This is a genomic window from Acetobacter sp. DsW_063 (genome assembly GCF_002153745.1).
GTDB lineage: Bacteria > Pseudomonadota > Alphaproteobacteria > Acetobacterales > Acetobacteraceae > Acetobacter.
Genome location: NZ_JOPL01000024.1, coordinates 1 through 19,703, shown reverse-complemented (window position 1 = coordinate 19,703; position 19,703 = coordinate 1). Strand labels below are relative to the sequence as shown.

General features: G+C 62.8%; 19 protein-coding genes. 7 read left to right on the top strand and 12 right to left on the bottom strand.

Going from position 1 to position 19,703, the window contains the following annotated elements; all coding sequences use genetic code 11:
• Positions 1 to 131: 131 nt before the first annotated feature.
• Positions 132 to 1,532: a PLP-dependent aminotransferase family protein gene (locus HK28_RS05195; protein WP_086643554.1), complete on the bottom strand. Its 1,401-nt coding sequence runs from the start codon at positions 1,530 to 1,532 to the stop codon at positions 132 to 134.
• Positions 1,533 to 1,657: 125 nt separating this feature from the next.
• Here HK28_RS05195 and HK28_RS05190 point away from each other — a divergent pair, with 125 nt between their 5' ends.
• Positions 1,658 to 2,101, top strand: a complete 444-nt coding sequence (locus HK28_RS05190) for a UrcA family protein (protein ID WP_086643553.1) — start codon at positions 1,658 to 1,660, stop codon at positions 2,099 to 2,101.
• 4 nt (positions 2,102 to 2,105) lie between these two features.
• The gene (locus HK28_RS05185; RefSeq protein WP_086643552.1) at positions 2,106 to 2,957 is read left to right on the top strand and encodes a PhzF family phenazine biosynthesis protein; all 852 of its coding nucleotides are present in this window, start codon (positions 2,106 to 2,108) and stop codon (positions 2,955 to 2,957) included.
• A gap of 29 nt (positions 2,958 to 2,986) precedes the next feature.
• On the opposite strand, the gene HK28_RS05180 is transcribed toward HK28_RS05185, so the two are convergent.
• Both HK28_RS05180 and HK28_RS05175 read right to left on the bottom strand, forming a co-directional pair.
• Complete coding sequence (locus HK28_RS05180) at positions 2,987 to 3,760, bottom strand: sulfite exporter TauE/SafE family protein (protein ID WP_086643551.1); 774 nt, start codon at positions 3,758 to 3,760, stop codon at positions 2,987 to 2,989.
• Between the two features lie 99 nt (positions 3,761 to 3,859).
• Entirely contained in the window at positions 3,860 to 4,786 is a 927-nt protein-coding gene (locus HK28_RS05175) for an MBL fold metallo-hydrolase (RefSeq protein ID WP_086643550.1), read from the bottom strand.
• Between the two features lie 95 nt (positions 4,787 to 4,881).
• Between HK28_RS05175 and HK28_RS05170 the strand changes: the two genes are divergently transcribed.
• Entirely contained in the window at positions 4,882 to 5,532 is a 651-nt protein-coding gene (locus HK28_RS05170; protein ID WP_086643557.1) for a peroxiredoxin, read from the top strand.
• The gene (locus HK28_RS05165; protein ID WP_086643549.1) at positions 5,529 to 5,918 is read left to right on the top strand and encodes a helix-turn-helix transcriptional regulator; all 390 of its coding nucleotides are present in this window, start codon (positions 5,529 to 5,531) and stop codon (positions 5,916 to 5,918) included. Before HK28_RS05170 ends, HK28_RS05165 begins: the two co-directional genes overlap by 4 nt.
• Before the next feature lie 2 nt (positions 5,919 to 5,920).
• Here the strand turns inward: HK28_RS05165 and HK28_RS05160 are convergent, their stop codons facing one another.
• Both HK28_RS05160 and HK28_RS05155 read right to left on the bottom strand, forming a co-directional pair.
• Complete coding sequence (locus HK28_RS05160) at positions 5,921 to 6,466, bottom strand: cytochrome b (protein WP_086643548.1); 546 nt, start codon at positions 6,464 to 6,466, stop codon at positions 5,921 to 5,923.
• Positions 6,466 to 7,551 (bottom strand): catalase family peroxidase, encoded by a 1,086-nt coding sequence (locus HK28_RS05155; protein ID WP_086643547.1) that lies wholly within the window; start codon positions 7,549 to 7,551, stop codon positions 6,466 to 6,468. The genes HK28_RS05160 and HK28_RS05155 overlap by 1 nt, the downstream gene beginning before the upstream one ends.
• Positions 7,552 to 7,798: 247 nt before the next feature.
• On the opposite strand from HK28_RS05155, the gene trxA reads away from it, so the two are divergent.
• The 3 genes from trxA to HK28_RS13715 all read left to right on the top strand — a co-directional run bounded on the left by trxA (position 7,799) and on the right by HK28_RS13715 (position 11,629).
• Positions 7,799 to 8,125, top strand: a complete 327-nt coding sequence (trxA, locus tag HK28_RS05150; protein WP_026397098.1) for a thioredoxin TrxA — start codon at positions 7,799 to 7,801, stop codon at positions 8,123 to 8,125.
• A gap of 367 nt (positions 8,126 to 8,492) precedes the next feature.
• On the top strand, positions 8,493 to 10,064 hold the full coding sequence (locus HK28_RS05140; protein WP_086643545.1) for a 2-isopropylmalate synthase: 1,572 nt from the start codon (positions 8,493 to 8,495) through the stop codon (positions 10,062 to 10,064).
• A 239-nt stretch (positions 10,065 to 10,303) separates the two neighbouring features.
• Positions 10,304 to 11,629 carry a hypothetical protein gene (locus tag HK28_RS13715; protein WP_158093400.1) on the top strand — a complete coding sequence of 442 codons (1,326 nt, stop codon included), beginning with the start codon at positions 10,304 to 10,306 and terminating at the stop codon, positions 11,627 to 11,629.
• 131 nt (positions 11,630 to 11,760) lie between these two features.
• Here the strand turns inward: HK28_RS13715 and serS are convergent, their stop codons facing one another.
• The 7 genes from serS to argS form a co-directional block, all read right to left on the bottom strand.
• Positions 11,761 to 13,041, bottom strand: coding sequence for a serine--tRNA ligase (gene serS / locus HK28_RS05130; protein ID WP_086643543.1), 1,281 nt, complete (start codon positions 13,039 to 13,041; stop codon positions 11,761 to 11,763).
• Positions 13,041 to 13,802, bottom strand: coding sequence for a twin-arginine translocase subunit TatC (tatC, locus tag HK28_RS05125; protein ID WP_086643542.1), 762 nt, complete (start codon positions 13,800 to 13,802; stop codon positions 13,041 to 13,043). Before tatC ends, serS begins: the two co-directional genes overlap by 1 nt.
• A gap of 26 nt (positions 13,803 to 13,828) precedes the next feature.
• Positions 13,829 to 14,536 (bottom strand): Sec-independent protein translocase protein TatB, encoded by a 708-nt coding sequence (gene tatB, locus HK28_RS05120; protein ID WP_369823601.1) that lies wholly within the window; start codon positions 14,534 to 14,536, stop codon positions 13,829 to 13,831.
• Positions 14,537 to 14,693: 157 nt separating this feature from the next.
• On the bottom strand, positions 14,694 to 15,461 hold the full coding sequence (scpB, locus tag HK28_RS05115; protein WP_233140366.1) for an SMC-Scp complex subunit ScpB: 768 nt from the start codon (positions 15,459 to 15,461) through the stop codon (positions 14,694 to 14,696).
• Positions 15,462 to 15,778: 317 nt separating this feature from the next.
• Positions 15,779 to 16,657 (bottom strand): ScpA family protein, encoded by an 879-nt coding sequence (locus HK28_RS05110; protein ID WP_369823603.1) that lies wholly within the window; start codon positions 16,655 to 16,657, stop codon positions 15,779 to 15,781.
• 4 nt (positions 16,658 to 16,661) lie between these two features.
• Complete coding sequence (locus HK28_RS05105) at positions 16,662 to 17,609, bottom strand: SPOR domain-containing protein (protein ID WP_086643540.1); 948 nt, start codon at positions 17,607 to 17,609, stop codon at positions 16,662 to 16,664.
• Positions 17,606 to 19,393, bottom strand: coding sequence for an arginine--tRNA ligase (gene argS / locus HK28_RS05100; protein ID WP_086643539.1), 1,788 nt, complete (start codon positions 19,391 to 19,393; stop codon positions 17,606 to 17,608). Before argS ends, HK28_RS05105 begins: the two co-directional genes overlap by 4 nt.
• Positions 19,394 to 19,703 lie beyond the last annotated feature (310 nt).

Genomic DNA, 19,703 nt, shown 5'->3' with positions numbered 1-19,703 from the left:
CACAACCTCTCGCTCAATTCAATACATTAATAGGTCCTGAACCTAGTTAGCCACTCACTCACGCGGAGCCCGTTCGATCACCAATATCAGTTAAGATATACAAAACATCTAAGCGACGCCTGAGAGCCTTTTCAGACTACCCCCTCGCACGCCAGTTCCTCCCGGCGAACCAACGCCTCCGAAACCACCGACAAAGCCATCGCGAGCGACGCGCGATCATCCGGAGCGCCCAGGCATAACCGCAGACCCGAATCCGCATCCTGCGACACGGTCGACGCATCGGGCGGCGTCAATTCCACGCCGCTGCGCAACGCACGCGCAGCCACCTGCTCAGCCGCCAGGGGCGAGAGAGGCAACCACACATGCGGCGAACATGGGCCGCCGGGTTGCGTCATCGCCGTTCCAAGCGCCGCCTGCGCCATCGCGAACCGGGCCGACGCTTCCTTACGCACATCCGCCATGATCGCGTCGACGCGTCCGTCCGCCACCCATTGCGAGAACACCAACCCACCCAACGCCGGGGGGCAATATCCCAGCGCCCTCACGCCGCGCAGCATTCTTTCGACCGGAAACAATTGCGGCAACACGAGGAACGCCAGCCTGAACCCCGGGCAGACGCCCTTGGACAGACTGGCGAGGTAGATCGTTCGCTCCGGCGCGAACCGTGCGATCTGCGGCGGCTTACCCGAGTATGAATAGTAGGCGTCGTCTTCGAGAATCAGAAGATCGCGCGCACGAGCGACCTCTGCGATTTCCTTCCGCCTCTGAACTGACATTGTGCGGGACGTCGGATTATGCAGCGTCGGCACTGTGAACAGCAGACGCGACCGCGTCTCGACCGCCACGCGGTCGAGCGCCTCTGGCGACAATCCCTCCGCATCCATCGCGACGCCACGCATGGCGATTCCGAAGTGTTCGGCGGCCATCCGTGCGCCGTAGAAGGTCGAGGATTCGCACAGCACCGTATCGCCGGGGCGACAGAGAGATGAAAAAACCAGCGCCAGCGCATGCTGACCACCGTTGCACTGCACCAGATCGCCTGCCTGGACCTGCAAGCCGAACTGTCGGTCCAGCCACAACGTCGCCGCCTCCCGCACCGCTGGCAATCCCGCTCCCTGCACGTACTGCAGCGCCGGTTCGAGAACACCGCGCACAGCAAGGTCAGCCAACGCGGCGTTCAGAGCCCCGACAAGTGACACCGGAGGGGGCGTATTGCACCGCAGATCAACGACGCTGCGATCTTGGGCGATCATCGCCCCCCTCTCCCGGGTCGGCACATCGCGCAGAGGGGCGGCCTGCGCACGCACGAACGACCCTCGGCCAACATGGGCCGACAGCAATCCACGCCGCTCCGCCTCGGCGTACGCCCGCGTTACGCTGCCGACGCTGACGCCTAGACGAAACGCCAGTTCCCGTTGCGGCGGAAGCCTCTCCCCGGCGGAAAGGACGCCTGCGCGCATGTCGTGATCGATGGCGCTGACAAGGCGCTCATAAAGCGGAGCGTGGCCGTCGGCTAACGCGGGCGTCCACATGAAGCGCCTCCTGCGGTTGAATTGTATTGGTTCAATATAAGAATTGATCTCTTTTGTGAAGGTGGCAATTTATAACAATCGAATCGATTCGTGTTGATTGTACTATAACAATCGGGACAACGTTTATGCATTCCGCTTTCATAGGCAGAACCACCCTGCCTCCCACAGGTCAATTCGACCGACGGCACATCAGAATTCTGCGCGACGTTATGAGCGCCACGTGGATGCTAACGGCGGTCATCGGCGGCCTGATCCTGCTACTCGCGATCCGCACGCCAGCGGTGGCGCAGGACGATGATACAATCACCGAACACGTCGCCGTTTCGTGGCGTCCGGGCGACCTCACGGACGCTGCACGCGCCAAAGCGCTCCTGCAGCGCCTGAGCGCCGCTTCGATCGCCGCATGCGGCGGAGACAGCAGCATATCTGCGCCGCTGAAGTCTGTAGCCGAGAACTCCGCCTGCCACCGCGAAAGTCTTCGGCGCGCCATACAATCCTTTCACAGCCCGTTGTTGACTCGCCTCGCCAACGCGACCGACGCCGCAAACACCACAGATCAGGACCGATAACGCCATGACGACTGCACTGCCATTTCTTCAGGTCGACGTATTCGCCTCCACGGCGTTCCGCGGCAATCCGCTCGCCGTCATCGCCGGAGCCGATGCGCTGAACGCTGCCCAGATGGCGCAGATCGCCAACTGGACGAATCTGAGCGAGACGACGTTCATCCTCAAACCCAGAGATCCACAAGCAGATTATCATGTCCGCATTTTCACGCCGCATGGGGAACTTCCGTTCGCCGGACACCCGACGCTCGGCACGGCCTACGTTTGGCGCACGCTCGGTGGGCGACCGAAAAGCGACGTCATCATGCAAGAATGCGGCGTCGGTCTGGTGCCCGTGCGTGAACGGGACGGACGTTTTTCTTTCGCCGCTCCACCCCGTCGGCGCAGGGGCCCGGCCGACGCAGCGACCGTAGCCAAGGCCGCCGCAGCGCTGCGGCTGAACGCCGGAGACGTGATCGCAGCAGAATGGGCCGATAACGGCCCCGGCTGGCTGGCGTTACGCCTACGCTCCCGCGAAGCGGTGCTGGCGTTGCAACCGGACTGGAACGCATTCGACGGGATGAAATTGGGGCTTGTCGGCGCATGGGACCGGGCGCGCGACGGAGATGCGGCGCAATTTGAAGTCCGCGCGCTGTACAGTGAAGGAGACGGAAGAGGATTTGAAGATCCCGTCACCGGCAGCCTGAATGCGGCGATCGCGCAATGGCTTATCGGCGGAGGATTCGCGCCCTCACATTACATCGCCAGCCAAGGCGCAGTGCTTGGACGCGCCGGACGCGTCTTCGTCGAGCAGGAGGAAAGCAATATCTGGATCGGCGGCGACGTCGTCACGAGAATTCATGGGACGATCACGCCCTGATTCCTCACCGACAACCCATCGCGTGCGCGTCAGACGCTCCGCCAGATCATATAGGTGGCGACGAGAAAGATGACGCACGCGAAAAGTGTCGACAGAAGACCAGTTTTTCCGGCCATACTCCGGGCGGCCCGCGTTCCGACGAAACTGCCTGCGACGCCGCCCAGAATGAACAACCCCGCCAGACGCCAGTCGATCAGGCCTGAGGCGAGATAGCTCGCGGCCGTGCTGAAGCCGAAAACAGAGACCGCGACCAACGACGTGCCAATCGCGTTCAAAATCGGCATCCCCGTGGCGGCGATCAGGGCGGGCACGATCAGAAATCCGCCGCCGATGCCGAAAAATCCCGATAGGACTCCGGCGCCAAGCCCGCATCCCATGACCTTCGCCGCCGCCGCCCACGTAAAGCCGACGCCGGCACAGGCGACGCGCTTGCGGCCGCGCAACATCAGCACGCCAACGACAATCATCAGCAGCGCGAAGCAAAGCAGCAGACGTTGGCCGTCTACGGCTTTACCGACCGTGGCCCCCACCAGAGCGCCCACCACGCCGCACCCCGCGAACAGGCCGGCGCAGCGCCACTGCACGACGCCGGAGCGTGCGTGATGCGCCAGCCCGGCAAGCGCGTTGACCGCGACGGCGAAGGCGCTGGTGCCTATGGCGACATGCGGATTGGCGACGCCGACGACATAGACCATCAACGGCACAGCGAGGATCGAACCGCCTCCGCCGATAAGGCCGAGCGTGAATCCAACCAGAGTTCCGCAGGCAATTTCAATCGCCGCGTGCAGAATGACTGAGTCCATGTCAGGCGGCCTTACGGGCGAACGCGCCCGTAAGGTCGGACGCTTGCGCGAAGGCGGAACCGCCCCTGCCGCACATAGATGGAAAAGCCGCCATACGCATCACAGGGTGTCGATCGGCACCTTCAGGTAACGTGTTCCGTTGCTCTCCGGCTCCGGCATTCGCCCACCTCGCATGTTCACCTGCACCGACGGCACGATGAGGTTTGGCAGGGAAAGCGTAGCGTCGCGATCACACCGCATCTGCACGAACGCGTCTTCCTCTATCCCGTCGTGGACATGGATATTGCTATCCCTCTCGGCTGCGACCGTGGTTTCCCACGCGTAGCAGTCGCGGCCCGGCGCCTTGTAGTCATGACAGAGGAAGAGGCGCGTTTCGCCTGGCAGGGACAGAAGGCGTCGGATCGACTGAAACAATTGCCGTGCGTCCCCGCCGGGGAAATCAGCGCGGGCGGTGCCGTAGTCCGGCATGAACAATGTATCGCCGATAAAAGCAGCGTCGCCGATGACGAACGCCATGTCGGCAGGCGTGTGGCCAGGCACATGGAGAACCGTCACCTGCACTTCCCCGAGCGAAAAACGGTCGCCATCGTGAAACAGGCGATCGAACTGCGACCCGTCACGCGCGAATTCCGTCCCGGCGTTAAAAATTTTGCCGAATACATCCTGCACCCGGACGATTTCCGCCCCGATGCCCATTTTGCCCCCCAACTGCGCTTGCAGCCAAGGTGCTGCTGACAGGTGATCCGCATGAGCGTGCGTCTCAAGAACCCAGGCGACCTTCAATCCCTCAGCACGGATGTAGTCGACCACGCGCCGCGCCTCGTCATGATGCGTGCGCCCAGCCGCCTGATCGTAGTTCAGAACGCTATCTATAACCGCCGCTTCTCGAGTGACGGGGTCATGAGCCACATGCGTCGCCGTAAAGGTTTTCTCATCAAAGAACGTTCTGACCACAGGCGCGGGGCGCTCGCCCCGTCGCGCCGCAGCGATCTGAGCAGAAGCTTCCGCGAGCACCCTGTCCGACATCAAGACGTCTCCCATCGACGGAAAATGAATTGATTAATTTAATTAATCCTGAAACTATATTGCGTCAAGGCAATCAGAATTTTATAAAGAACGCCATGAACGAGTTCTCCAGCCAGAGCGCAGCGACGACCTTCCGCCCTTTCCCCAAGATCGGGGACAAGGCGCCTGATTTTTCGGCTCGCACGACGCTGGGGGAGCTGACGCTCAGCGATATGCGTGGCCAGTGGGTAATCCTGTTCGCGCACCCGGCCGACTTCACGCCTGTCTGCACCAGCGAATTCATCGCCCTCGCCGCTGCGTCTCCGGAATTCGCCGCCATGGGTTGCGTGTTGATCGGCCTTTCGATCGACAGCGTCTTTTCCCACCTGGCCTGGATTGAGGCCATCAGATCTGAATTCGGCGTAACGATTCCCTTCCCCATCGCAGAAGATCCCTCGATGGCGGTGTCACGGGCTTACGGCATGTTGGACGACACGTCTGAAAACAGCGCGACGATCCGCGCGATGTATGTGATCGACCCGGAGGGCGTGATCCGGGCCATCCAGTGGTACCCGCCTACCGTCGGCCGCTCTGTCGATGAGATCAAACGCCTGCTGGCTGCGCTGCAACTGGTGTCGACCAGACCCGTGCTAACGCCGGAGGGTTGGCGCCCAGGCGAACCGCCCATAGCGCCACCTCCGGAGAAGCAGCGAGACGTCGCACGACTGGGCCCTCGGTGGTTTCTTCAAGAGGCTTCCGCTTCATGAGCACCTTGACCCCCGAAAGCGCGCGAACACTTTCTGAATTTCTGAAAGTATATACGCAACCCCAACGCCTGCTGATCCTCGATACGCTACTGCGCGGCGAGCGCGCGGTCAGCGATATCGAGAGCCAAACCGGCGTCACGCAACCCACGCTCAGCCAGCAACTCGCAACCCTGCGACGCGCCGGAGTGATCGTGGCTCGGCGGAAGTCCCGCGCCATTTTTTACGCTCTGGCCAGCGACGCCGAGACACGGCGGGTGCGCCTGTTGCTTGGCGTCGCCAACGACGCCTCGCTTCCCGCCGACGCGGGGTCGCCCTACCTCTGCACAGCATCATCGCCTCGACGTGAGTCCGGAGCCAGTTTCGCGCGCGTACACCCCCTGCTCTGACGTTATTTCTTTCCACCGCGCCGGGCCGTCATGCTCGGGAACACGTCATCCCGCAGCACCAGACCGTGCAGCAGCGCGGCCCCAAGATGAGCGAGCACGACGGCGAATAGTGAAAAAGCGAGCCACGAGTGGAGATGGCGCAGCGTTGCAAACAACGCCGTGTCGTGGGGCAAGATAGGCGGCAAAGACGCGCCGCCCCACATCGTCACCGGATATGCGCCGGCCGAAAGCATTCCCCACCCCACCAAAGGCTGCGCGATCATCAGGGCGTAAAGCGCGACATGGGACGCTCGCGCGGCGAGTTTGAGCGCAGGCGGCAACGTGTCAGGCAACGTAGGCGCACGAAACAGGAACCGATTGGCAAGCCGGACGAGCGCCAGCAGCAGGATTGCTATTCCCAAAGGCCGATGCAGATCGACAAGCGTGTGATAGGCCGGACCGACGGCCGCCGCCATAAAAACGCCGATGAACAGCATCGCCAAAATCATCGCCGCCATGAGCCAGTGCAGCACTCGCGCGGAAATCGGAAAACTCTCGACACTGCGCATTATTGTCCTCCGGAGCGAACGGCGGCGGGTGTAATCTCGCTGGGCGGCTTGGTTTCGCCGGAGCGCAGGGTGAAGGAGCGGGAATAAACAGCCGAACGTGCGGCCGGAATCGGATCGTCGGACGGAGCGACGCCCTCCGGTAAAATCAGCGGGTCAAAGGTTATGCCCGTGCATGGGCCGCCGTCCTCGCTCTCCGCCTTCGTGAGCGTCAACGTCCCCGCGTCGATCTTGCGTCTCTGCTCTGGCCAGGCGGCGGTCGGGTCGGCCGTTGGATCGCCCGGTTCGCCGACCGTCACCATCAGGCGCCAGCGAAGCTGCCCCTGCGCCAGCGCTTTCAGAAGATCGTCGAACAAGTAATCCTGCCCACCCTCTCCGGCCGCAGGCGGCTCCACCGTCTGCTCCGGGACCATCGCCCACCGCACTGGCGTCGCAACCCCCTCAGCGTTCACGAAGAGAAAGGCGTCGAGGCTGTTATACGTGTCGTTAGCGAAGCCGGACGTCAGCGCGCGCGCCTTGAGAAGACCCAGCGCGTTTTTGGTTTCGGGATGCTTGTCCAAAAATGCGCTCATACGGGCCGGATCGGGTTTCCCTGTTCCGGGAACAGGCGCCGTGGCCAGCGTAAAGTCGCTGAAATCCGCCGCATTCCTGACGAGAAAGACCGGGATGTCGTTGATGCCCATGCGCCATTCGGCGCCATTCGTCGGTATGAGCTGCAACGCCATGCTTCGTACCTTACCCGGCGCGTCTGGCTGGTTCGGCGCGCCGCCCGCTAGGGCGAAACGTCCGACGACCTGCGAACGCTCCTTTCCGAACAGCGCCGCGCGCGACAGAGGTGTCGCGGCGCCAGACCCGTCGAACCAGCCGGACACACATACGCCTTTTGCATGATTGCGCCTGAAACCCGGATGCGCCCCATCTACCGCGTGAAAATCACGCATGAACGTCGCCGGGGTAAGGCGGTCGGGAGACAGCCACCCCGCTGTCGCGACGAACGCCGCCGCGACAGCCGCAGGGGCCGCGACCACCGCAGCCAATCGCAACGCGCCCCCCTTTCCAGTCAGACTTTTACGTATCAGTGCCAACATTCGGGGCGATGCTCCCTGGCGGTCCGACGCCCCGGATCTGACGATCAGATACCAAAGCAGGGCGCTCGAAACGGCGTCGCGTTGTCGTGACGATGCGCATCATTTCTAGCGCGCATCGTATTTTTACCGCGATACATTTTTTTACTTTCCGGCTACCCCTCGCCACATGAAAGAGCACGAAGCAGCGGGGGACTTGACCCCGACGCGTCTCACCCCAAGTGTTCGGGGACACAACTGGAGCGCCAACATGAGCGAGAACACCGTCGCAGTCAGCGACAGCACCTTCGAAACCGACGTCCTCAAGGCCGAGGGCCCGGTCCTTGTCGACTTCTGGGCGGAGTGGTGCGGGCCCTGCAAGATGATCGCCCCGGCGCTCGATGAAATCGGCGCTGAACTGAAGGGCAAGCTGACCGTCGCCAAGGTCAACATCGACGACAACCCCGTCACCCCGAACAATTTCGGCGTGCGCGGCATCCCGACGCTGATCCTGTTCAAGGACGGCAAGCCGGTCGAAACCAAGGTCGGCGCATTGCCCAAGAGCCAGCTCAAGGCCTGGGTTCAGGGCGCGCTCTGAAGCCCCCGTCCCCGCCGCGCGCGAGACTGGCTGCGCGGCGGGGACTGTTTCCCGGTTTTCAGGCCCGCCCCACGCGAGAATTTTCCTTGCGTCAGCGATGCGGTCCTGTATCTTGCCCCGCATGGTTCCGACCCGCGTCCTTTCTGATTCGATGCCGCGCCACAGCGCGCCGATGACGCGCGTCCACGCCCTCGGTCAGCTTCCCCAGCTTCTCCTTCGACTTATCCGCCCCTGAGCGATCGGGCCGACGGGACGTCGGCGCGCCCAGGGGTTCGAAGACAGCATCAGCGTTCCGTTCGTCATTTCGACGCCGGAACCGGGACAACGCGCAAGCCGTTAAGACGGCGCAGACCATACCGAGGTTATCATGGCTATCGATCATCCTTCCTTCGGCCGCATCGACGACAACCGGGTCATCATCTTCGACACCACCCTGCGTGACGGAGAGCAGTCCCCCGGCTTCTCGATGAATCTGGACGAGAAGCTGCGCATGGCGCAGGCGCTGGCCGACCTCGGCGCAGACGTCATCGAGGCGGGCTTCCCCGTGGCGTCGAAGGGCGACTTCGAATCCGTCAGTGAAATCGCCCGCGTCGTGCGCGGGTCGGTCGTCTGCGCGCTGGCCCGTTCCGGAGGCAAGAACGACATCACCGCCGCAGGGCAGGCAATCGCCGGCGCCGAGCGCGGACGCATCCACAACTTCATCTCCACCTCCCCGCTGCACATGAAATACAAGCTGCGGATGGAGCCGGAGACGGTTCTGGAGATCATCACCGCAGGCAACGTCGCCGCCCGCAACTTCACTGCCGACGTCGAATGGTCGGCCGAAGACGGGTCGCGCACCGAGCCGGACTTCCTGTGCCGCTGCGTCGAAGCCGCGATCAAGGCGGGCGCCACGACCATCAACATCCCCGACACCGTCGGCTACGCCACGCCTGAAGACATGGAGCGTATCTTCTGCATGCTGAAAGAGCGCGTGCCCGGCGCCGACACGGTGATCTTCTCCGCCCATAACCACAACGATCTGGGTCTGGCCGTCGCCAACACGCTGGCCTCCCTGCGCGGCGGCGCGCGGCAGATCGAATGCACCATCAACGGCATTGGCGAGCGCGCGGGTAACGCGGCGCTGGAAGAAATCGTCATGGCGCTGCGCACGCGTCAGGACCAGCTGCCCTACACCAACGGCGTGCAGAGCGAGAAGCTGCTGAAGGTGTCGCGCATGCTGTCGACCATCACCGGCTTCGACGTGCAGCCGAACAAGGCCATCGTCGGCCGCAACGCCTTCGCGCATGAGAGCGGCATCCATCAGGACGGCGTGCTGAAAAACGCCGCGACGTATGAGATCATGACGCCGGAGAGCGTCGGCTGGTCCAAATCTTCGCTGGTGCTGGGCAAGCATTCTGGCCGCGCCGCGTTCCGCGACAAGCTGACGGCGCTGGGCTACACCATTGGCGACAACCAGCTGAACGACGCGTTCGAACGCTTCAAGGATCTGGCTGACCGCAAGAAGGTCGTCTACGACGACGACATTGTCGCTCTGGTCGACGACGAGGTCCGCGACCACGCCCGCATCCGCTTTCTGGCGCTGGACGTCTCTGCCGGCTCGCGCCGCCCGGCGGAAGCCACGCTGGAGCTGGAAATCGACGGCGAGCTGGTGGAAGCAACCGCCACTGGCAATGGCCCCGTCGACGCCGCTTTCAACGCCATCCGGAGCGCGTTTCCGCATGAGGCGCGTCTGGCCTTGTATTCCGTCGGCGCCGTCACCGAAGGCACGGACGCGCAGGCCCGCACGACGGTGCGTCTGGAAGAGGACGGCAAGATGGTCGATGGACAGGGGGCCGACGCCGACACGGTGGTCTCCGCCGTCCGCGCGTATGTCCATGGGCTGAACAAGCTGCTGGTGAAGCGGGCGCGCAGTGAGCCGGAGGCGCTGCCAGCCTGAGGGGTCGGAGGTTCATTCCAGCGTGAAGAAGGGTGGCGGGCTCTGCCCGTGCCCGCGAGGGGCCTTAGCCCCTCGACCCTATTCAGTTGACAACCAAATATTTTATTTAATTGAAGAAAAAATTATAAAAACAAGGTCTGCATTTTAAATATTACATACAGAATTACGTATATAATTTTAATTTGACATAATAAAAAAATTTATCTCTGAATATTTATACAATACTTAGAGATAACGTTATGAAAATCGCCATTGAACATCCAATGCCGACTGTCGCTACCATAAAGCGCCTATACGCACACGCTTTCAGTTGCGGATACGACGGCTGTAAACGGCCGCTCTACCGAATAGATGAGCAATCAAGTGAGCGCACCTTAGCCTCACGCATCTGCCATATCCATGCACGCTGCGAAGGAGGACCCCGATGGGATCCCCAACAGACGCCAGAACAAAATCGCTCGGACTCTAATCTTATTCTTATGTGTATCGAACATGCTGACGTCATTGACGTTGCCGCAACTGTTTCGAACTACTCAGCCCAAATATTACGTGATTGGAAAACAAAACAAATCGAGACTTTCGATAAGATAAGACAAGGGTGGATGTTGAACGAGGCGATGGCGCAGGAGGCTATTGATAGTTCCGCTCAATCTTCAACTCTTAATCTGCAAAACTCCAACCTGAACCTTGGCGGTAAGGGCGGTGCCGGATGGGGAGCCGGTGGAGGTGGCGGGGGAGCTATAGGGCCAAATTCAATTGGCGGGCGAGGCGGAGATGGAGGCGATTATAGAGTCGTGACAGGCCCCCACACTCTGCCCATCGAAAAATTTTCGGAAAATCGCAGAATCTCCCTGCCAATTCAAAATTCTGACGGATCCCTCTTCTTTCCTGGAGCGGGTGGCGACGGACAAGGCGCACAAGGGGACAACTTGAGAGGCGGAGACGGTGGGCACGGAGGAGAAACCGTCGAAGTAATGCTTGATTGCAAGTCATTACGTGAGTCTGGAACCTCAAATTTTGAAATTATTGTGGGCAAGGGCGGAGAGTTTGGCGCGCCCGGCGAATCAACAATCTTCAGAGCTTATCGAGAAAATGGGGATGTCATAAAAGAAATAGAGGCTCGCGGTGGCGACGGTAAAAAAATGCCAGAAAGTACGAGTGAAATCACTCCAAACGAAGCGTCAAAAATTTTTCGCATAACAACTCTTATGCCCGTGAATTCTTGTGAAATTCAAAATGGGTGTCTGTTCATACTCGGTGGCGGTTGGAGAACATTTTATGCACCTGAAACGCCAATTTCGGGCGCGTGGAAAATTGTAGTCGCCATGGAATGGACCAGCATCGAAGACCATAAACCTCGTGGGTTTTTTGTGAGTATCTTCGATTCGAACAGACAGGAAAAATCTAGAAAAATTGTCGAAATTCACCCTGATTTTTTTCCACTTGAAAACAGCATGTGGATCATCGATATGATCGTGTCGCCAACCATGAGCGGCCGTTGGAGCATAATCGCTCACGCAAGCGGAGAAATACTTTCAAGTTACTATATTAATATTGTAAAATAATTCATGAGAAAAATATATAAGTAGAGATGTTTTTGAAATAAGTTGTTTATTTATTAATCGGTTCCCAAAGGCCCCGGCCTTGGGTGGGGGCTCGGGGGCAAAGCCCCCGGTCACACTTTCCCGCAAACCAACTATCCCAAGCGCTCCACGCCCCCCATGTACGTCCGCAGCACAGGCGGCACAGTAACGCTGCCATCCTCTTCCTGCCAGTTCTCCATCACCGCAATGAGTGTGCGCCCAACCGCAAGGCCCGACCCGTTCAACGTGTGCACAAACACCGGCGCACCCTCGCCGGGGCGATAACGCGCGTTCATCCGCCGCGCCTGAAAATCGCGCGTATTGGAGCAGGAGGAGATTTCGCGCCACGCCTGCTGGCCCGGCAACCATGCCTCAAGGTCGTATGTCTTCGCGGCGCCGAAGCCTGTGTCGCCCGCGCAGAGCAGCAGGCGTCTAAACGGAATTTCCAGCAGTTCCAGCACGCGCTCGGCGCAGCGCGTCATGCGCTCATGCTCGGCGTCGCTCTCCTCCGGCGTGGTGATCGACACCATTTCGACCTTCTCGAACTGGTGCTGGCGCAGCATCCCGCGCACGTCGCGACCGGACGCGCCTGCTTCAGAACGGAAGCAGAGCGACAGCGCGCTCAGGCGGATCGGCAGTTGCGCTGCGTCCACCATCTCGCCCATGACAGAGGCCGTCAGCGGCACCTCAGCGGTCGGCACCAGCCAGCGGCCGTCGGTCGTAACGAAAGACTGATCCGCGAATTTCGGCAGCTTGTCGGTGCCGTACATGGCGGGTTCGTTCACCAGAACCGGCACATGGGTTTCGCTGTAGCCGTGCTCGGTCACATGCAGGTCGAGCATGAACTGGCCCAGCGCGCGCTCCAGACGCGCGATCCCGCCGCGCAGCATGACGAAGCGCGCGCCGGACAGACGCGCGCCTGTGGCGAAGTCCATCTGCGCGTAACCGTCCTGCTGCATCGCCTCGCCGAGTTCGAAGTGCTGCTTCGGCGTGAAGGCGAAGTTCCGCACGGCGCCGCGTTCATGAACCACGACATTCGCAGTCTCGTCCGCGCCTGCCGGCACGCTGGCGTCCAGCCGGTTGGGCAGCACGGCGAGGCGATCGTGCGTCTCCACGTCCAGCTCCTGAGCGCGCGCATCCAGCCCCTCCATCTCCGTGCGCAGGGAAATCGCCTCGGCCTCCAGCGCCGCGCTGTCGCCCTTGTTACGGCGGATGGCGCCGATCTCCCTGGACAGCGCGTTGCGGCGCGTCTGCTTCTCCTGCAACGCAGTCTGGGCGGCCCGACGCTCCTCGTCGAGGGCGAGGATCGAGGAGGATACTGGTTCCAGTCCACGGCGGGCAAGATCGGCGTCGAATCCGGCGGGATCGGCGCGCAGCGCGCGAAGGTCGTGCATCAGGAAGCCTCTTGGTCTGTCGGTGTCGGCTCGCTCCGTGGCTCCACGAGGCGGGCCGAGATGATGGAAATCTCGTAGAGGATGATCAGCGGCACGGCGAGGCCGGTCTGCGTGATCACGTCGGGCGGCGTCAGGATCGCCGCCGCGACGAAGGCGCCGACGATCGCGTAGCGGCGGAATTTCTTCAACTGCGCGGAGGTGACGATCCCGGCGCGGGCCAGCAACGTCAGCACCACAGGCAGTTCGAAGGCGACGCCGAACGCCATGATCAGTTTCATGACCAGCGCCAGATATTCCGACACCTTGGCCTGAAGCTGAATCTGCAACCCGTCATCGCCGCCGGAAGTCTGGAACGACAGGAAGAAGCGCCAAGCCACCGGGAAGATGAAGTAATAGGCCAGCGCCGCGCCGAGCAGGAACAGGATCGGCGTTGCGATCAGGAACGGCGCGAAGGCGCGCTTCTCCGAGCGATAGAGGCCCGGCGCGATGAAGATCCACGCCTGTATCGCCACGACCGGGAAGGAGAGGAACGCGGCGCCGAAGGCCGCGACCTTGATGTAGGTGAAGAACGCTTCGTACAGCGCCGTGTAGATCAGATGCGGCTGCTCGCCCTTCTGCCGCATGATCTCGCCAAGCGGCCGCGCAAGAAACAGATAGATGTCGCCCGCGTAGTGGTAGCACAGCGCGAAGCACAGGCCGAAGCTGACGGCGGACCAGAGCAACCGGCGCCGCAGTTCGAGCAGATGATCGAGCAGCGGCATGGGCTCATCATTGATGGCGTCCTGTTTCAGAGCCCGTCCTCCCCGATGGCCGTATGGTCGGCGCTCTTTTTTGTCTGTGCGGCCGACGCCGCGAACGGAGCCACACGATGCGTCCCATGCAGAACGCGGATCGGCGGCAGGATCGACGGCGCGGCCAGACGGCGACGCTCAGCCATCACACGGCGCGCGATGGACGGTGGCAACACTGCTGGCGGCGGTTTCGGGCGTTCGTCCGGAACGGTCGTCATCTCAAGCTCGGGCGGCGCCACCGGGGCGCCGATCTCCATCGCTGGCGGCAGCAAAGGTGGCGCGATCCCGCCAGGGGGCGCCGCAGCAGGCGACGGCGCCTCGAAAGCCAGTGCTGAGCGACTGTTCTCCGGCCCCGTCAGCAAGCTTGAACGCGCGAGCGGATCGTCAAACGCGCGGCGGATCTTGCCGTCGCCATCGACCGCACGCATGACCCGTCCGCGCACGTCAAGATTGCGCAGGTCACGCACGTGATCGCGCACTTCGCCCAGGTCGGCCTCTCGCACCATTTCATCAACATGGCTCTGGAATTCGGTGGCGAGGCCACGCGCCTTTCGCACCATACGTGCGACGGCGCGAATGGCGGTCGGCATATCCTTCGGGCCGATCACCAACAGGGCGACCATCCCGATCAGGGCGAATTCCGACCATGCGAAATCAAACATCGTCACCGCCCACGCGAACAGCCGCCCGCGACGCGGCGACATGATCTACCAGCGCGCGAGGGGTCTCGCGCATACCATGAAGACGACAGGTCATCGCGCGACCTGCCATCGTCCAGCCCACCCATACGGGCAAGCGGGAATTCGGATCACGCTTACCCTGACCGCAGCGATGTGGAAACCACCGGCGGCGGATGAAGCATCAGTCCTCGTCGCCAGACAGAGCCTCCGATGCGCTTGCGTCTCCCTCTGATGGCTCGCGCGTATCGTCATCGGGCACGGAGCGCCCACCCATGTCCTCCTCCTCCGGAGAAGACGACTCTTCGGAGCTTTCCGTCCCGTGCGTCAGCAGATCGGCGGAGTTCTGCTGTGCGTTATGTGTGACGGGCAGACGCGGCGAGCTCGGCATGTCGCCAAGAAGTTCCTCACGGCGCGGCAGCGCCGTCAGGCTGGTCAGTCCGAAATGCCGCAAGAAATCGGCGGTCGTGCCCCACAATACCGGTCGTCCCGGCACTTCCTTCCGCCCGCGCGGCGCGATCAGGGACTCCTCGATCAATGTGTCGAGTACGGTCTGTCCCAGGCTGACACCGCGAATTTCCTCGATTTCCGCCCGGGTGCAGGGTTGGTGATAGGCGATGATCGCCAGCGTCTCCATCGTGCCGCGCTGCAATCGGCGCGGCTTGGCGAGCACTTTGGTGAGCATAGGGGCCAGATCCGGGGCGGTACGAAACTGCCAGCCGCCGGCGACTTCAGCCGGAGCCACCCCTCGCCCGTCATAGCGCGCCACAAGCGCGACGAGGGTTTCGCGCACATAGGCGCCGACGTCCTGCACCGCTTCCGGAATCATGGCGCGGCTTTCCAGAAGACCGAGAATCGTCCGGGCGCTGACCGGCTCCGTGCTGGCGAAGATCAGCGCCTCCACCGCTCGGATCACCTGCTCGCTGGGCGGCGGGGGAGGTTCTGCGGGCAGCGTATCAGCCGTCTGACCTTCGGCAGCTTCGGGTTCGCCTGCCTCATATGCAAAACCGTCTGTATGAGCGTTCTCAGAGTCACTGGCTCCAGCTACTGACATCGTGACGTCTGAATTTTCGTCCGTCAGCGCGTCGGTTCCTGCTGCATTCGCTTGTGGCGCGTCAGATTGCCTCATGCCAGTTTCGAGCGCTTCGCCCCCAGACGCATCCATGCCGGACCCGTCTGCCGCCGGAACCCCTGCCGCGCCTGTTTCGGCTTCATGCTCGGCGTCATCACGAGGTGCAACGTCCTCGCCCATGGCGTCGCCTGCCCCGCTCACGCTCCGCTCTCCTGCGGACGCAACATGATTCGCCCGAAAGCTTCGTCCTGACGCAGTTCCAGCGTCCCGCTTTTGGCCAGCTCAAGTCCGGCGATCAGGGTTCCGGCCATGGCCGCCCGACGTATTCTCATGCTCTCGATTTCATTGCCCGAGGCGGGCAGATCAGGAAGATAGGCGTCGAGCGAGCTCCAGCCCGGCGGGGTGTCGCCCAACAGGCGCTTCAGCCTGGAAAGCGCGTCCTGCACCGTCCAGAAGCGGATCGCACGCGGCGTATAAACCCGGGTGCGGGAGGACCGACGGATCGCGGCGAGGTACGCCCGCATCAGCTGCGGCACGTCAAGCGCGAGTCCTGATCGATCAATCTCAATCAGGGATTCTGCCTCGCCGCGCGCGAACACGTCTCGGCCGAGTTGCGGCCGTTCCGCCAGCCAGCTTGCGGCGGCTCCGATGCGAGCCAGTTCCTCTAGCCGCACCGCAAGCAATTCGGCCGCGTCCTCCGCCTCCTCATCAGGGCCGTCCTCCGGCGGCAGCAGCAGACGTGACTTGAGCCACGCAAGCCAGGCCGCCATCACCAGCCAATCCGCCGCCAGTTCAAGGCGAATGGAGCGCGCGGATTCGACGACCGCCAGATACTGCTCGACCAGTTGCAGGATCGAAATCCGGGCGAGGTCGACCTTCTGCGCCCGCGCCAGATCGAGCAGCAGGTCCAGCGGTCCCTCAAACCCTTCCAGTCGCAGCACCGGGGAGCGCGGGAGCGCCTCAACCCCGTCCCCGGCAGCCTCAGCAAGTGGCGGCGCGGCGGAATCCGTCACGACCCCCGCCGCCGCATCGTTGCCGCGCACCCCGCCATCTGCCCTCACCCTGTCTGAGGCCATGTCCTCAGGGGCGGATCGGGTTGCAGGCATGTCCATGTTCGCGCAGCTTCTCGCAGAAGGACTGAGCTGCGGCCATGCTATCGAAGCCACGCATCCGCAGGCGGAAGAAGATCGCGGTCTTGTTGGTCACCTTCTCGATCTCGGGCGCATGACCGGCGAACAGGTCGGGCGCGGTCGCTCTTGCACGATCCCACTCCTTGCGGGCGTTCGCTTCGGAATCGAGCGCGGCCAGTTGCACGCCGTATGGTCCGCTTGCAACCGGCTTGGCGGTCTGCTCGGGCGGCGCTTTCGACTGGACCGGCGGTGCGTCAGCTTGATCGGCGTGGCTCGTTTGCGTCGTCGCCGTATCCGGCAACGGTTTGGCGGTTACGGCCGAAGGAGGCGCAGCAGGCGTAGGCGACGGCGACGGCGATGCTTCGGTCGCCTTTGGCGCGTCCTGCGACGGGGTGTCCTTCGCCGGAGCCGAAGCAGCGTCCGGAGCGGGCGCTGGCGCAGGAGGAGCGGCGGCGGGCGGCTCTTCAGAAGCCGCAGCCTTCCCTCCATAACGTGCGGCCAGCGCCGCCGGGTCCGGCTGCTCCGGCCCCGGCGCCAGGTGGGTGGCGCCCTCAGGCGTTTCGGCAGGCGCCATCACGCCATCGAGTTGCATGCCGCCCGGATCTGCTGGCTTTTCACGCACCGGTCCCGGCGGCGGGCCAAGAACAGGAATGCCCCCCTGATGATGACCCAGCAGGGACCAACCGCCGATGCCAAGCACCAGCAGCCCGCCTAACCCGGCGACGCCGTAGGTCAGGCGACGTGTGTTCGCGTCGCCCGCCAGCAACGCGCCCAGCGCCAGCTTGCCGCCAGATCGGCGCGGCGGCGGCGCGTCCTCGTAATCGGTCGCCATGCGCTCGCGCGCACGGTTCAGCCGATCTTCGTGCGGATCTGGCGGCGTGTCGTCGCGGTCTGTCATCGCATCTCCTCCACCGGTTCGACGCCCAAAACTGCCAGCCCCGAGCGAATCGCCATCGCGGTCGCCGCGACCAGAGCCAGGCGGGCGCGCGTCGCCTCCGGCTCGTCCGCCTGCAGGAACCGCAGCGCCGCGTCGTCGCGCCCACGATTCCACAACGTGTGGAAGTCGGCGGCAAGGTCGCCAAGATAGAACGCTATACGGTGCGGTTCGTGCGCCTGCGCAGCGCCCTCTACCGTACGAGGCCAGCTTGCGATGCGACGGATCAGGGCGATCTCGGCGTCCGCCGTCAGGCTGGCGAGGTCAGCGGCCTCAAGCGCCACAGGCGTCACTGCCTCCGTCCCCAGCATCTCTTCCGCCGAACGCAGGACAGAGCGGCAACGGGCGTGCGCGTATTGAACGTAGAAAACCGGATTGTCGCGCGTCTGTGCGACGACCGCGTCCAGATCGAACTCCATCTGTGCGTCGCTCTTGCGCGTCAGCATTGTGAAGCGCACCGCGTCGCGGCCGACCTCCTCCAGAAGATCACGCAGCGTCACGAAGGTTCCGGCGCGCTTGGACATCTTCACCGGCTGCCCGTCGCGCACGATGTGCACGATCTGGCAGAGCAGCACGTCAAGCGCCACGCGCCGGTCGGTCAACGCGCTGACGGCGGCCTTCATACGGCTGACATAGCCGCCGTGATCCGCACCGAGCACGTCGATCAGCGTCGCGTCGCCGCGCTCCACCTTGTCGAGATGGTAGCCGATATCATTGGCGAAATACGTGTTCGATCCGTCCGACTTGCGTAGCGGGCGATCCACGTCGTCGCCATAATCCGTTGAACGGAAAAGCGTCTGCGGCCGCGCCTCCCAATCGTCCGGCAACTTGCCCTTCGGCGGCTCCAGCACGCCTTCGTAGAGCAGACCCTTCGTTTCCAAAACGCCGATCGCGCGATCGGTCACCCCGTCCGCCAGCACCTTGGCTTCGGACGTGAAGACGTCGTGGCGCACGCCAAGAAGCTCAAGATCTTCGCGAATTCCGGCCATCATCTGGGCGATGGCGAAGGCCTTCACCAGATCGAACCAGCGCTCCGGCGCGGCAGGACGCGCGCCATCTTCCGCAAGACTGGTCCCGTGCGCCTCCGCCAGAGCCTGGCCAATGGGGATCAGATAGTCGCCGCGATATTGCAGGCCGCCGGGGACTACGGCGTCATATTCCTCTTCAGTCATCGTTGTTCCGATGACCTCCAGGTACCGCCAGTAAGCAGCCCAGGCCAACGCGGCGACCTGCGCGCCGGCGTCGTTGATGTAAAATTCCTTGGTGACGGCGTAGCCCGCCTTACGCAGCAGGTTCGCCAGCGCGTCGCCAACCACGGCGCCACGGCAATGACCAACATGAATCGGCCCCGTCGGATTGCAGGAGACGTATTCGACGTTCACCCGCTCTCCACCGCCAACGCGGGAATCGCCGAAACCTTCGCCCGCGCGCAGTACGGACGGCACGACGCTCTGCAGCACGGCATGGTCCAGCGTCAGATTCACGAAGCCCGGCCCGGCGGCCTCTGCTCGCGCCACTCCATCGACCTCGGCCAACGCAGCAGCCAGGTCTTTCGCGATATCCGCTGGTTTACGGCGCGCGGCCTTTGCGGCCAGAAGCGCCGCGTTGGTCGCCATGTCCCCGTGCGCGGGATCGCGCGTCGGCGTCAGTTCCACGCGGGCGAGGACGTCATCGCCCACCTCGGGCGCGACGCGTCGCAGCACGTCGAGGACATGCGCGCGGTAGCGGTGGAACAGACAATCGGACATGCGTAAGGGCTCCCTCCCTGCGCTCGTGCCGTCAGACGGACGGTAAAGCGGATGCCGTCGTCATACAGCGCAACGCAGCGAAATGCGACGGGGGATGAGATAAGGGGTTCTCACCCCAAAAGGCAGGACTGTGATCACGCCAAGCGAAGGAAGCTCCCACTCCCCGGGTGTCGCGCTGTCAGAGAGGGGGGAGAGGGGGCGCAGACAATAAACCGACCATAGCGTACAACAGACGCCCGCAACGCACTACCCGACACGGCAACACTAGGTTCAGGACCTATTAATGTATTGAATTGAGCGAGAGGTTGTG